This window comes from Pseudoalteromonas sp. CR1 (assembly GCF_019392235.1).
GTDB lineage: Bacteria > Pseudomonadota > Gammaproteobacteria > Enterobacterales > Alteromonadaceae > Pseudoalteromonas.
Window position 1 is genome coordinate 22,097 of sequence record NZ_JAHXRM010000003.1, and the last position, 13,946, is coordinate 36,042.

Consider the following 13,946-nt stretch of genomic DNA (forward strand, 5'->3'; position numbering starts at 1 on the left):
AATTTATAAAAACTTGTTCATAATCAGGCCATACAAACTAAGATAAAGTGCATCAAATTGCATTTCCTGCTAAGGTATTTGACTGCTGTTGAAGTGTAATAAATAGAATAATAAGAGGGATAGGAAGCTATGCGCCTGAACGGTGTGCAAAGACTATTAGAAACAGGTCTGATAATCAGTACCTTTGCTGCAATATTTATTTTATGTGCCTTAATCAGTTTTGATCCGGCTGACCCGTCGTGGTCGCAAACCGGCGAATTTAGAAATGTAAAAAATATTACAGGCACAGCCGGTGCATGGGTTGCCGATATACTTTTACTTACTTTTGGGTGGCTTGCTTATTTAGTTCCGGCGGCAATTCAATTATTTGGTTATTTATTATTTAAGCAACCCCACCGTATTTTACAGCTTGATTACACAACATTAGCCCTTCGTGTTATTGGCCTAGCCCTGTTTGTAACGTCTGCTACGGCAATCAGTAGCATTAACTTTGACGACATTTATAATTTTTCATCAGGCGGGGTAGTGGGGGATGTCATTGCAACAGCCATGATGCCGGCGTTTAATTTTACCGGCACATCAATTTTGCTATTGTGTTTCTTTTTTGCAGGATTAACCCTTTTAACGGGTGTGTCGTGGGTTGATTTTGTAGATTACCTAGGCGATTTAATGGTTAGGTTGTATCGCTTTATTACCTCGTACATTAAAGGTTGGATAAACAGAGAACGCATTGCTGCAAATACAAGTAATGACAATGTAGATGCCCAGTTTAACGACGACCTCACAGAGCAGCTTGAAGCGCCAGTAGAGGCGAAAAACGATTCGCCTCAAAAAGCCATTAATAAACCACAAACACCTTTTACAGAACCACAAATTAGTGACGACTACAGCCCATTTGATGAGCTTGACGATATACTCGATCAAGAAATTGGCTTTAGTGCCATAGACGATGAACCAATGGATACGGCAGCGGCTTTAAACGCGCTTGATCAAAGCCAAGTTGTGGAACCTGAAAAGCCAGTTACAACGGTGGTATCGCCAGCTAGACCTATGCCTAAAGCAAAGCCTGCGTATCAGCCACCGCCAACAGCAAAAGAGAAATTTGAACAACTGCTTGATCAAGAGCCGCCACCAGGCCCATTGCCGTCGCTTGATTTACTCGACAGGCCCGATAAAGCTAAAAACCCAATTTCGCAAGAAGAGCTCGATGTTGTATCTCGCCTTGTAGAGACAAAATTACTCGACTTTAACGTACAAGCCACTGTCGTTGGTGTATATCCAGGCCCTGTTGTAACACGATTTGAGCTTGATTTAGCACCGGGTATTAAGGTGTCTAAAATTACCGGTTTATCAAAAGATTTAGCTCGCTCGCTTTCTGCTATTAGTGTACGTGTAGTTGAAGTTATTCCGGGTAAAACATACATAGGCATAGAGCTACCTAACAAACACCGTGAAATAGTGCGTTTGTCGGAAGTAATAAATGCGCCTAAGTTTGAGCAAAACCCATCGCCGCTTACCATGGTGTTAGGTAAAGATATTGCAGGCCAGCCAGTGTGTGCTGATCTTGGTAAAATGCCGCATTTATTAGTCGCTGGTACAACGGGGTCGGGTAAGTCAGTGGGCGTTAATGTAATGATATTAAGCTTACTGTACAAATCGGGCCCAGATGATGTACGTATGATCATGATTGACCCTAAAATGCTTGAGCTTTCGGTTTACGAGGGTATACCGCATTTATTGTGTGAAGTTGTTACCGACATGAAAGAAGCGGCTAACGCGCTGCGTTGGTGTGTAGGTGAAATGGAGCGCCGTTACAAGCTGATGTCGGCATTAGGTGTGCGTAATTTAAAAGGCTACAATCAAAAAGTACTTGATGCCAAAGAAGCGGGCTACCCCATTATGGACCCACTTTTTAAAGACACAGACGGCATGAAAGACGGCCCCGACGAGCTAGATAAACTACCAAGCATTGTTGTTGTAATTGATGAATTTGCCGACATGATGATGATTGTAGGTAAAAAAGTAGAAGAACTTATTGCGCGTATTGCACAAAAAGCACGTGCAGCAGGTATTCACTTGGTCCTTGCAACACAGCGACCATCGGTTGATGTAATTACCGGCTTAATAAAAGCTAATATACCAACACGTATGGCGTTTCAGGTATCAAGTAAAATAGACTCGCGCACCATACTTGACCAGCAAGGCGCCGAAAACCTTCTTGGTATGGGTGACATGCTTTATTTACCTCCTGGCACTAGTGTACCAGAGCGTGTGCATGGCGCATTTGTAGATGACCACGAAGTACATGCAGTCGTTAATGATTGGAAAGCACGTGCTAAACCTAATTACATAGACGAAATACTTAATGGTGACGCCACGGAAGATATTTTATTACCCGGTGAAGCAAGCGAAAGTGCAGATGAAGAGTCAGACCCTCTTTACGACGAAGCGGTCGCGTTTGTAATTGAGACAGGCAAGGTATCGGTTTCATCAGTACAACGTAAATTGCGTGTTGGCTATAACCGTGCAGCCCGTTTAGTAGAACAAATGGAAACATCAGGTATCGTAAGTTCACCAGGTCATAATGGTGCTCGCGATGTATTAGTACCTAATGGAGCAAACCAATGAAAAAATTAAACAGTTTATTATTAGTATTAAGCGGCTTAATTGCCGCACCGAGTTTTGCAGATGATAGCCAAGCATTGCAAGACAAACTGGCAACACTTAAAAGCTTTAAAGCCCAGTTTGCACAAAAAGTAACAGACAAAGAAGGCCAAGCTGTAATGCAAGGCGAGGGCACTATCGCCCTTAAGCAACCTATGATGATACGTTGGGAGCAAACAAACCCAGACGACACATTGTTTGTATCCAATGGTGATAAAACCTATTACTTCGATAGCTTTGCTGAACAAGTAACCATAATGGATACTCACAGCTTAATTGACTCAACGCCGTTTGTATTACTTACATCAAAAGACCCTGCTCAATGGAAAAAGTACAGCGTACAAGCCACTAAATTTGGCTTTAGTGTAACGCCAAATAAAGGCATAGAGAGCCAAGTAGAGCAGCTTGATATCACGTTTGTAGACAACCAAGCAGGCCTTGCACAATTAGTCGTTACCGACAATTCGGGGCAACATTCTTCGTTTACTTTTAATGATGCTAAAGTAAACACCGAGCTTGATGCTGCAATGTTTGAATTTACCCCGCCAGAGGGTGTTGAAATAGACGATCAGAGCCACGGTGAGTAATTTAGGCTTTAACTTTGGGCCCGATGTACGCCCACTTGCGGCGCGTATGCGCCCAACAACGCTTGACGAATACATAGGTCAACAGCATTTACTTAGTGACGATAAACCCCTGCACCAAGCCATTATTGCAGGGCGTTGCCACAGCTTAATTTTGTGGGGGCCGCCTGGGGTGGGTAAAACAACCCTTGCGCAAATTATTGCAAACCATGCCGATGCCGAGCTTATACAAATGTCGGCTGTGACCGCAGGCGTAAAAGATATTCGCGACAGCGTAACGCAAGCCCAAGATAACCTACAAAGCCGTGGGCAACGCACGCTAATGTTTGTTGACGAAGTACACCGTTTTAATAAATCACAGCAAGATGCATTTTTACCTCACATAGAAGATGGCACCTTTATATTTGTTGGCGCAACAACCGAAAACCCTTCATTTGCACTTAATAACGCTATTTTATCGCGCGCACGCGTGTATGTTTTAAAGTCGCTAGCCGATACCGACCTATACACCGTGATAGAGCGTGCACTTAAGCAAGATGAGCAACTAAACCAAAAAAACATAGTTATTGCTACTAACGCCAAACAGGCACTGTGCCAAGCAAGCGGCGGTGATGCCCGCAAAGTGTTAAACCTGCTTGAGCAAGCGGTTGATTTAACCACGGAGCAAAACGGCACATACAACGTAGATGAGCACGTATTAAGCCAAGTACTGCCAACTCATTTAGCAAAATACGATAAAGGTGGCGATGAATTTTACGATTTAATATCGGCTTTTCATAAATCAGTACGCGGAAGCTCCCCCGATGGTGCGCTTTATTGGTACTGCCGTATTTTAGCTGGCGGTGGCGACCCACTTTATGTAGCAAGACGTTTACTTGCCATTGCAACAGAAGACATAGGTAATGCCGACCCCCGCGCAATGGAAGTGGCGTTAAACGCATGGGATATATTTCAACGTGTTGGCCCAAGTGAGGGCGAACGCGCGATTGCACAGGCCACTTTATATTTAGCCAGCGCACCCAAAAGTAATGCAGTTTATATGGCGTTTAACCAAGCAAAGGCAGATGCCAAAAACGAGACAAGTTACCCAGTGCCAGAACATTTACGTAATGCACCAACTAACTTAATGAAAGACTTAGGTTATGGCGCCGAGTATCGCTACGCGCATAACGAAGAGGGCGCCTTTGCCGCTGGCGAAAAATACTTACCGCCAGAAATGGACGGCAAGGAATATTACTTACCGAGCGATCGCGGCCTTGAGCAAAAAATTAAACAAAAACTTGATTACTTAAAAGAGCGCGACGCGCAAAGCCCACTTAAACGATACGAAAATGATTAAACTTTATATGATGATCGCCATTGGCGGCGCCTCAGGAGCCTGTTTACGGTTTTTTATTAGCGAAACCATGCTAAAACTCCTTGGTAGGGGATTCCCTTTTGGCACTTTGGCGGTTAATATTCTGGGTTCATTGTTAATGGGCATTTTGTACGGTTTGATAGAGAAACAAATTATCACTGTAAGCCCCGCTAAAACCCTTATCGGTATTGGCTTTTTAGGTGCGTTAACCACCTTTTCAACATTCTCAATGGACTCGTTGTTGTTGTTACAACAAGGTCACTTTATTAAAATGGCCCTCAATATCATCTTAAATGTGATGGTCTGTATTTTTATGGCTTGGCTGGGCCTTCAGCTGGTTATGCAAAAAGGTTAAAAAACTAACATGTTAGATTCTAAATATTTACGACAAGACGTCGAGCAAACTGCAGCACGCTTAGCAGCGCGTGGCTTCGAGCTTGATGTTGCAAAAGTGACAGAACTTGAAGAGCAACGCAAAACATTACAAGTAAAAACGCAAGAGCTTCAAAGTCAACGTAACGCCAGTGCTAAAGCCATTGGCCAAGCAAAAGCAAAAGGTGAAGACGCACAGCCGCTTTTAGACGCAGTGGCAAATTTAGGCAGCGAATTAGACGCCACTAAAAAAGCGCAAGACGAAGTACTCAACGCCATTAACGACATTGCTTTAGCAATTCCAAACTTGCCGGACGAATCAGTACCAGAAGGCGCTGATGAAGACGACAACGTTGAAATACTTACGTGGGGCACGCCTAAAAAGTACGACTTTGAAGTAAAAGATCACGTAGATGTAGGGCAAGACCTAAACGGCCTAGATTTCGAAATGGGCGTTAAAATTAGTGGCGCACGCTTTACCGTAATGCGCGGCCAAGTAGCGCGAATGCACCGTGCATTAACGCAATACATGCTAGACACCCACACAGATAAAAACGGTTACACAGAAATGTATGTACCGTACTTAGTAAATAGCGCAAGCCTATACGGCACAAGCCAATTACCTAAGTTTGCAGGCGACTTATTCCATACATTAGGCCTAGTAAACGACGACGGCGAGCAACAAGCTGGCTTTAGCTTAATCCCTACAGCAGAAGTACCGCTTACTAACAGCGCACGCGACGAGATTTACGAAGAAAGCGATTTACCCATTCGCTTAACTGCGCACACGCCATGTTTTAGAAGTGAAGCAGGCAGCTATGGGCGCGATACACGCGGTTTAATCCGCCAGCACCAGTTTGATAAAGTTGAACTAGTACAACTTGTAAAACCAGAAGATTCAATGCAAGCGCTTGAAGAGCTAACAGGCCATGCAGAGCAAATACTACAAGCACTTGAGCTTCCTTACCGTAAAGTAATTTTATGTATGGGCGACATGGGTTTTGGCGCAGCTAAAACATACGACTTAGAAGTATGGTTACCGGCACAAGACACCTACCGCGAAATTTCGTCTTGTTCAAACATGGTTGATTTTCAAGCACGCCGTATGCAAGCACGTTTTCGCCGTGAAGGTGCTAAAAAACCAGAGTTACTACATACACTAAATGGTTCAGGCTTAGCAGTTGGCCGTACACTAGTCGCCATACTAGAAAACTACCAACAAGCAGATGGTTCAGTAGTCGTACCAGAAGTATTACGCCCATACATGGGTGGACTTGAAGTGATTGGTAAAGCGTAAGGTTTAGCTATTAGTTTTTTGGCTATAAGTTTTAAGTAGAAAAGCCGCTGTTTTAAACGAACAGCGGTTTTTTTGTGGATAAAAAGTGAAAGGTTCAAGAAGAAAGGATCAAGGCGAAAGAAAAGTTTAAGTTTTGTTGTTTATTAGTGCATTACTCTTTTGTCCGATATTACTGTTCTCTACCATTTGGGTGTTTTTCTACATCAAGTAAATTTAGGTGAGAGCTAACTAATTGTTTACATGTGCTTATTCACTGGTTACATTAAATTAATTGTAATATTTGGACATTTGTCGGTTTATAAAGCGACAAATGTCGGATACAAAGTTGTTATGTTTTAAGGAAAGTATGAGTCTAATACGCAGCTCGGGCGTCTATACGAAACTAAATATTTGCTTAAGTTTATTTTGTATTGGCGGCTTATTTTCGTTTTTCGGTAATCTCGTTATTTCTATTGTTGGTTGTGTATTTTTAGTTTTATCATTTTTTATTGGTAAGTTTGGTGTTATATGCCCTAATTGTGGTTGTAATTGGCTGTTTACTTTTCTTACTCGCACAACATGGAACTTGGATATTAAAGAGTTATATAACCTTGAATCTTGTCCTAGGTGCAATTTAAAACATAACAAGCAAATTAATCAGGACAAATAACAGTTGGTTTTGCTCTGCGTCGCTTATTTTAACCAACTGATATTTGCCCATTATTTGGGCGTTAGCGGTACTCAGAGGTTTTGTGAAAAATAAGATTTTAGAGTGTGATAATTCAACAAATACTATTGAGGTTATAAACCTTAATTTTGATGTTGATCTCCTAACAATTACAATATCTATTGACGGTGATAAAATTGATATTATTTTCGAAGAGCCTGCAGGTTTTCGAGTCTTAGATGAAGGTGACTTGTTAGAGTTTTGGCATGAATGTTCCTTACAAGCAGGGTGGCTCCACGAAATAATTTCTGGTGGCTGGTTCGACTTAGAAAGTAAGCGTAATGGTTTTTCGTCGTGTGGTAATTCAGAAATAACGGAATATCTAGTTGTTGGTGTAAATTATTGCGTAAGTATTCTTGGTTGGGAAAAGCCAAGTATTCAGCAAAGTACGCGCTGACAAGGTATTAAAAACGGAACTAAAACAGTTGGTTAGGCTTCGCTACACTACACATTATAACCAACAATTTTAGTCCGCTTAATGCGGCGTTAGCTGTTTAAGGTCGAGTATGAATTTACTGGGAATGATTCCCTTTATTATTGCAATAATTTCTTTTATCTTTGCATTTAAACATTTCACGAAATTTGTTGATGGTGTTTGGCGTAAAACATTCTATAGCAAGCATTTGATCAAATTTGCTATAGCTACATGCATATTCTTAATCATGTTTTATATTATGGCGCAATATCATGAAGAGTTAGGTATTAAATCTTCATGTGCTAGAAGTGCTGATTGTTACCAAGAAAACACCTAACACATATGAGCCTTAACTCTGTCAATAGGCATTAGTGTTTTTGACCGTTTTTATAAGTTGACGGTCAATTCGGGAGTTAAGGGGGTCAAATCTTGACTTCAGACATCAAGTCGCAGTTAGTTAGATGCACCTTTATTTAAGCCATTATATGGACTTCCCAGATTTCTCTATAAGCAAAGCGCCTCTAACTCTCTTTGTGAATTAATAGGCTCTAAGAAAATTAGTTTTTGTATATTTAGTTTGAGAAATTACTGCAAGATTTGAAATACAAAAGGGATGTGAGTGAAAAGTCACTTGCTTACTATTTATGCGGTTGTTTTAGAAGGCAACTGTAGTAGAGTGTTTGTAAATCAACCTAAATAAGGGACATTCATGGAATTAGTTAAAACCACAAGCATAAAATTTGAAGTAACAGAAACAGGGCATCAAATTATACAAGCTGAAATAAACGGGCATAAAGTAAATTTAATTTTAGATACAGCGGCGGGTGCATCTGTTTTAGATAGGGCATGTATTAAAAAGCTTGGGATAAATGAGGAACTAAGCGAAGAAAATGCCGCAGGGTTAGGTACAGCCGAACATGAAATGGGCTTAATAGACGTTTTGAAATTTGAACTAGCAGGCCAGTTGTATGAAAGTACACAGTTTGTATCACTCAACCTAGACCATGTTCAGGCCGCTGGTGGCGGCAATAGAATACATGGATTATTAGGTTCTCCATTTTTTAGAAAGTACCAAGCTATAGTAGATTTTGGTACTAATACACTTACAATTAGTGAGCCATTACCTGATTGTGAGTGATTAAAGCGGCTCTCTTAAGCCGCTAGTATCCTCTAAAAGCGAAGCACCTTTAACCCTATTTGTACATTAATTTGCTTTAAACAACATCAGCTTTGCCTCTTTGCCATCGGTTAATATTGCTACATTACCTTTAGCTGTAACAAACACATCTCTTAGCCTGCCTGTTGCTTCTGGAAATACATGTGACTGGGTGTATTTACCATTCACTAAATTAACACTGTAGAGCTTTTTATCGACCAGTGTAGTAATAAGTACGTGACGTTGCAGTGAAGGGAAGGCTGCATGCTTAGAGCCATAATACGCCATGCCTGATGGGGCGATTGATGGCGTCCAATCTACGCTTGGTTTAGCCATTCCGGGGTAGTCTCTAAACGGGGAAATGCGTGCTTGTGAGTAATCGTCACCGTTTGTAATTACCGGCCACCCATAATTAGTTCCAGCTGTTAAATAGTTCAGCTCGTCACCGCCTGCGGGACCGTGTTCATGACTGACAATTTGCTGTGCATCGTAATCATACACTAAACCTTGTAAGTTCCGATGGCCGAGTGAATAAATGGCATGCGCGGTAGAGTTTTCATGTTTGATAAACGGATTATCGGTTGGAATAGTACCATTTAAATTAATTCGTAGCACTTTACCTAACTGGCTGGTTATAACTTGTGCTTGCTCGCGGTAGTCAAAACCGTCGCCACTTGAAAAAAGTAAAGTGCTATCGGGGAGAAAGAGGGCGCGGCCAGAGTAATGCTGAGGTGTACCCTTATCGGTGGCGACTTTATAAATAACTTTTGGTACCGAAAAGCGTGTTCCATCAAACCTAGCTTTGGCAATAACGAGCCTGTTTGCTTCAAGACTGCCTTGGGCATAAGTAAATATAAGCTCCTTAGACTCAGCAAAATTAGGCGTGAGTACTATGTCGAGTAAACCACCTTGGCCTGCAACATATAATCCTTCAAGAGGTAATTTTACTTTACTTTGTTGATTGTTTTTAATGATCACTACATGGCCATCACGCTCGGTTACTAACCACGTGCCATTTGGTAGTTGCACCATGCTCCACGGTGAGTTTAACTGTGTAGCTAATGTTTGCGTTTTATATTGTTTTTGAGGTAATTCATTGTTTGCATTAACGTTAAACGCAAAGAGCACGCATAGTATAAAAAGTGAGATAGATTGTTTAAGGTGCAAGCCTTTGCTACTGTAAGAAAAATTATTTTGTTTAAGTTGAGATAACCATGTTGTTTTTAACACGTATACTCCCTTCATTTTTAGTTGCTTGGTTACTTACGTTTACGCTTGCTAGCTTGTTTCATAGCCAATACGTTGTCAATCAATTAGTTAATGTAGGTGTAGTGGTGGGGTTTGCCGATCGTGTTAATTTAACATTCGACGATTGGTTAGGTTTACTTCCTACGTACGGCGCTATTATTGCTGTTGCACTTATTGTTGCTTTTTTTGTAACCTGGTTTATTAATAAAAAATTAAAAGGTCATTATGCCGGGCTGTTTGTTATAGCGGGTATAGCTGCTTTTGCGACCGCGCTCATTGCTATTGAATCAATTATGAATATAACCATAATTGCTGGCGCGAGAGGTTGGGGATTTTACTTACAGTTGCTTGCTGGTGCGGTTGGAGGCTATACGTTTGCACAGCTGATAAAAGATGCTAAAAGTACTAAAAAAAATTAACTGTTTTGTTAATAAGCAACAGCCGCTATTTTTAGTAAACAGCGGCTTTTAAATATGATTTTTTAGCATTTAGTTAAAAATTAAACCGATAAGTTTGTAGCTACTTAAGCCAAAAATAAGTATTAAAACAGGAAGAGTAATCAAATTTAAAAAAATGGAGTTTGTAAATTGCCCCATCACTGATTTTTGATTCACCAACCACACTAAGTAAATAGTAATAACAGGCAGTAATAAACCGTTAGCTGCTTGGGCAAATATTATAACCGCGACAGGGTCTAACCCAAGAGACGCTACCGCAGCACCAAATAATAAGATGATAATAGCAACGCTTTTAAACCGAGTGCTTGCCATGTCATTTGACCAACCTAACATACCACATACGGCATAAGCCCCAGCAAGGGGCGCGGTTATTGCGCTAGTTAACCCTGCGGCAAACAACCCTATAGCAAAAAAGTAATGGGCTGCATCACCGAGCAAGGGCTCTAGTTGTACTGCCATGTTTGCTGCACTAATTTGCCCTGCGTTTGTTCCATAAAAAGCGACCGACGCGGTAGATAAAATAGCTAATGTGATTACACCGCCCAAAGTAATTGAAAGGCCAGTATCAACATTGGTTTGCTTAATTACTTTTTGTAAGTCACTTTTGCTGTCGTGCTTAGCTGCTAAAACACCAGAGTGCAAAAATAGGTTGTACGGCACTATGGTTGTACCAACCAACGCTAAAACAGTTGTTATTGAGCCTTCAGGCAAGCTTGGCGTAAAGCCTGACAATATATCACCCAGTGATGGTGAAGCCATGATCAATGTCGATATAAACACCAAGCTCATTAAAATCACTAATACTATAAGTGCGTTTTCTACCACTTTATGTTTGCCGCTATAAAGTAAACCAGCACTTAAAAAAGTAATTAGAGGGGTCCATATTTGTGGATTAACGTATGGAAATATGCCAATTAATCCCATACTCGCGCCACTTAAATTACCCGCTTCGTATGCTGCACTGCCAACACCTATGGCACTGATCACCAAAAATATGGCTAACAATTTAAATAACGGTGTTTGAATATTAGCTCTCAGTGCTTGCGCTAAGTCTTGGCCTGTTGCAACGCCAAGGCGTGCTGCCATTGATTGCAGTAATATAGTGGCAATAACTGAAAATAGTAATGTCCAAATAAGCTTAAAACCAAAGTTTGCGCCTGCCACACTGGCTGTGGTGATTGTACCTGGCCCAATGAAGGCAGCAGTCACGAGTAATCCTGGACCTAATCGCATAATTTACCTTAATAGTGTTATTGCATGTTGCTATTTAAAGTTACACCTAACGTTTTTAACGTGATGCATGTAATATTGCTGCCACTTATAGTAAGTGCCTTGTAGCGTTGGCCGCCCCTTGGCTATGCCTTTGTTTGATAACCATATGTTAAAAAAGGTCGCGTAGCATACCAACTTATATATAAATTTAAAGAGGTGATGGTGCGTTTTTACAAAAAAATTAACACATATGCATTAAAGCTTATTTATCTGTAAGCGCTGCCTACTTAGATTCTTACATAATACTTAATTTAAAAATTTTGCTTAAAAACATCTTTTATCTCGCTCGAAATACTCATAATTTTAACAAACTTCCGTATCGCTAGATTCTCATTCGTAACAAGATAATGTGTTGGTTTATTTTTGTACTGTTGAATTCGCAAAATGCAATAGTTGAATTGCATTTTGCAAATCAATTGAATAAAAAATAAAAATACCGAAATAGAATGTTTTTAACTTATTGTAATTTAATAGTTTGATTTTTAACCAGGTTGGCACTAATACTGCTCTTAAAGAATAAACCTAAAGTAAAACTTACGAAAAACACTGAGGTGGATTATGAAAAAATTAAATTTAGCAATCATTACATTAGCAGCTTCAACAATCAGCATTAGTTCTTCTTTTGCCAACGAGATTCGTGGCGATGTTGATGTTTCACTAATCATAGGTCAAGGCTGCGCTATAAATGGAGCTGCAGACACAGGCGCTGGGATTAATAAATTTGCATCTGTAGATTTTGGAGAGCAAAGCAACCTTGATTTATTTATTGATACTGAGTCAACAGGGGCTGCAGGTGCAGGCAGTATAGAGCTGACCTGTAATGCTGACCTTTCATATAGTGTGTCACTAGATGATGGTTCAAACCCTTTGACTGGTCAACGTCGTGTTGAATCTGGTGGAGCATTTGTAGATTATGAGCTCTATCAAGATGCTGCTCGGTCAGTACGTTGGGGTGAAGGCGCTGAATCACTAGCGCTATCCGGAACGGGGACTTCACAACCTCTTACCATTTATGGTCGTGTACTAGCAGGTCAAACCACACCAGCCGCTGGTACTTACTTAGATACCGTGCGTATGACTATTGCGTGGTAATTCAAAACTGCGCCACACAGCTCTGAAATATGTCGCAAAATTTCATCACTGTGAGGATAGAAGTATGACTACAAACATACTGCTCGTGCTGCTTGCTATCACACCAATGACCTTACTGGCGGCTCAATCTGAAGATACTAGCGAGATTAGTATTCAAATTGAGCAAGGATGTGTGTTGGACAATGGCAGTGGTGCAACTTCATTTGGAGTTATAAGTTTTGGCGAATACAGTAGCTTAGCTTACGGTGCACAAGCTACATCTAATGAAGGTAGTGGTTCTATTGGCTTTCGTTGTTCACCAAATCTAAGTTATCGAATCGAGCTAGGTAACGGATTAAATGCTACAGACAGTAGCAACAGAAAATTATTGAATAGTTCTACTGGGGAGTTAATCCCTTATCAACTTTATCAAGACGCTGGGCGGTCTCAAATTTGGGACGATGCAAATGCTGTTAGCGGAAATGCAAGTGGCTTATTTGAATGGTTACCTATCTTCGCATCAATATCGCCTCAACCAGTTACCCCTTCAGCGGGAATTTACAATGATAATATCGAAGTTGTACTCATTTTCTAAGGAGAAGCATCATGAAGAGCATTAGCCTAATTTTTTTACTCGGTGTAATTTTGTTGTTTAAACCTATAACGCTTCATGCGGGAGAGTTATTAATTTCACCTGTCAACATCGATATTCCTCCAGGCGAGAGAGCTGCCTTGTTAAAATTACAAAATAATAGCAATTCCCCTATGAAGATCCAAATTAGAGTACGCAATTGGGATAACGACAAAACAAAGCCAAAGCCTAAAGTTATTGTAAGCCCTGCATCTGTTAATATTTTTCCAGGAAAGCAACAAGTTGTGCGGATAGTAAATACAGGCCCGGTGAGTAATATAGATAAAGAACGTTTGTACCGTGTGTTTTTAGATGAAATTCCAGATGCCAGTAGCGCATCAGATCAGGGTCTGTTACTTCAATTACGCTACGCTTTACCGCTCTTTATAGGTGGACCTGATCTATCAGTATCTCGCACTAACAACCTTAGTCAATTGAAAAGCATATGGAACCGCGCATTAAGTTATTCACACAATAGCCTTACTAATCAAATAACTTTTAAAAACCAAACTAATGGACATGCCAGAATCTCAAAATTACGCTTTGCTGACGAAAATGGTAAAGAAACATTTATTTTCAGTGGTTTACTTGGTTATACCCCTGCAAATAGTCAACATAGCTTCGACATCCCATCGGTTGCGCTAGCTAACACTTCAATTTTGTCTGCAGAAATAAATGGTGTTGATGTGGAGATTGAAGCATTTAGGAAATAGCC

The 13,946-nt window shown here is 40.7% G+C and carries 13 protein-coding genes; 11 read left to right on the forward strand and 2 right to left on the reverse strand.

Translation table 11 applies throughout. The annotated features are described in order from the left end of the window. Positions 1-129: 129 nt before the first annotated feature. From KZZ04_RS04205 to KZZ04_RS04235, 7 genes are all read left to right on the forward strand, one after another. The gene (locus KZZ04_RS04205) at positions 130-2,628 is read left to right on the forward strand and encodes a DNA translocase FtsK (RefSeq protein ID WP_219421929.1); all 2,499 of its coding nucleotides are present in this window, start codon (positions 130-132) and stop codon (positions 2,626-2,628) included. Further along, a complete protein-coding gene (lolA, locus tag KZZ04_RS04210; RefSeq protein ID WP_219421931.1) occupies positions 2,625-3,251 on the forward strand; it encodes an outer membrane lipoprotein chaperone LolA in 627 nt (208 codons plus the stop codon). The genes KZZ04_RS04205 and lolA overlap by 4 nt, the downstream gene beginning before the upstream one ends. Further along, on the forward strand, positions 3,244-4,587 hold the full coding sequence (locus KZZ04_RS04215; protein ID WP_219421933.1) for a replication-associated recombination protein A: 1,344 nt from the start codon (positions 3,244-3,246) through the stop codon (positions 4,585-4,587). Before lolA ends, KZZ04_RS04215 begins: the two co-directional genes overlap by 8 nt. After that, positions 4,580-4,960 carry a fluoride efflux transporter CrcB gene (gene crcB, locus KZZ04_RS04220; RefSeq protein WP_058405505.1) on the forward strand — a complete coding sequence of 127 codons (381 nt, stop codon included), beginning with the start codon at positions 4,580-4,582 and terminating at the stop codon, positions 4,958-4,960. Before KZZ04_RS04215 ends, crcB begins: the two co-directional genes overlap by 8 nt. Positions 4,961-4,969: 9 nt before the next feature. Continuing rightward, positions 4,970-6,274, forward strand: a complete 1,305-nt coding sequence (gene serS / locus KZZ04_RS04225) for a serine--tRNA ligase (RefSeq protein WP_219421935.1) — start codon at positions 4,970-4,972, stop codon at positions 6,272-6,274. 731 nt (positions 6,275-7,005) lie between these two features. Then, the gene (locus tag KZZ04_RS04230; protein WP_219421937.1) at positions 7,006-7,377 is read left to right on the forward strand and encodes a hypothetical protein; all 372 of its coding nucleotides are present in this window, start codon (positions 7,006-7,008) and stop codon (positions 7,375-7,377) included. A 727-nt stretch (positions 7,378-8,104) separates the two neighbouring features. Next, positions 8,105-8,533: an aspartyl protease family protein gene (locus tag KZZ04_RS04235; protein ID WP_219421939.1), complete on the forward strand. Its 429-nt coding sequence runs from the start codon at positions 8,105-8,107 to the stop codon at positions 8,531-8,533. A gap of 66 nt (positions 8,534-8,599) precedes the next feature. Here KZZ04_RS04235 and KZZ04_RS04240 read toward each other — a convergent pair whose 3' ends face one another. Further along, on the reverse strand, positions 8,600-9,781 hold the full coding sequence (locus tag KZZ04_RS04240) for a PQQ-dependent sugar dehydrogenase (protein ID WP_219421940.1): 1,182 nt from the start codon (positions 9,779-9,781) through the stop codon (positions 8,600-8,602). On the opposite strand from KZZ04_RS04240, the gene KZZ04_RS04245 reads away from it, so the two are divergent. Then, positions 9,766-10,218 carry a hypothetical protein gene (locus KZZ04_RS04245; protein WP_058405510.1) on the forward strand — a complete coding sequence of 151 codons (453 nt, stop codon included), beginning with the start codon at positions 9,766-9,768 and terminating at the stop codon, positions 10,216-10,218. The genes KZZ04_RS04240 and KZZ04_RS04245 overlap by 16 nt on opposite strands. Positions 10,219-10,287: 69 nt before the next feature. Here KZZ04_RS04245 and KZZ04_RS04250 read toward each other — a convergent pair whose 3' ends face one another. Next, positions 10,288-11,490 (reverse strand): Nramp family divalent metal transporter, encoded by a 1,203-nt coding sequence (locus KZZ04_RS04250; protein WP_219421941.1) that lies wholly within the window; start codon positions 11,488-11,490, stop codon positions 10,288-10,290. Between the two features lie 597 nt (positions 11,491-12,087). Here KZZ04_RS04250 and KZZ04_RS04255 point away from each other — a divergent pair. From KZZ04_RS04255 to KZZ04_RS04265, 3 genes are all read left to right on the forward strand, one after another. Next, the gene (locus KZZ04_RS04255) at positions 12,088-12,621 is read left to right on the forward strand and encodes a spore coat U domain-containing protein (RefSeq protein ID WP_058405512.1); all 534 of its coding nucleotides are present in this window, start codon (positions 12,088-12,090) and stop codon (positions 12,619-12,621) included. Positions 12,622-12,685: 64 nt separating this feature from the next. After that, a complete protein-coding gene (locus tag KZZ04_RS04260; protein WP_058405513.1) occupies positions 12,686-13,195 on the forward strand; it encodes a spore coat U domain-containing protein in 510 nt (169 codons plus the stop codon). Between the two features lie 11 nt (positions 13,196-13,206). After that, positions 13,207-13,944, forward strand: a complete 738-nt coding sequence (locus KZZ04_RS04265) for a molecular chaperone (protein ID WP_138529246.1) — start codon at positions 13,207-13,209, stop codon at positions 13,942-13,944. The last annotated feature ends 2 nt before the right edge of the window (positions 13,945-13,946 follow it).